The organism is Lactobacillus jensenii DSM 20557, assembly GCF_001436455.1.
Taxonomy (GTDB): domain Bacteria; phylum Bacillota; class Bacilli; order Lactobacillales; family Lactobacillaceae; genus Lactobacillus; species Lactobacillus jensenii.
This window is the reverse complement of the sequence record NZ_AYYU01000092.1, coordinates 1-237: the sequence shown is the minus strand read 5'-3', so window position 1 is coordinate 237 and position 237 is coordinate 1. Positions and strand designations below refer to the sequence as shown.

Below are 237 nucleotides of genomic sequence, written 5' to 3'. Positions count from 1 at the left end.
GTGATGTTCTACCACTGAACTACTTCCGCATAACAGAGTTTATTATAGCAAAGCTTTATCAATCTGCAAAGACTTTTTTGAATAATTATCGGGAAAACCGGATTTGAACCTGCGACCTCTACGTCCCGAACGTAGCGCTCTACCAAGCTGAGCTATTTCCCGAAGCTAACAAAAAAGGATTCACTACTGTGAATCCTCATCTCGTGAAGCGGAAGACGGGATTCGAACCCGCGACCC

Annotated in this window: 1 tRNA gene; it reads right to left on the bottom strand. The window is 44.7% G+C overall.

Annotated elements, in window-relative coordinates:
* Positions 1–88 precede the first annotated feature (88 nt).
* Positions 89–162, bottom strand: a tRNA-Pro gene (locus FC45_RS07580).
* Positions 163–237 lie beyond the last annotated feature (75 nt).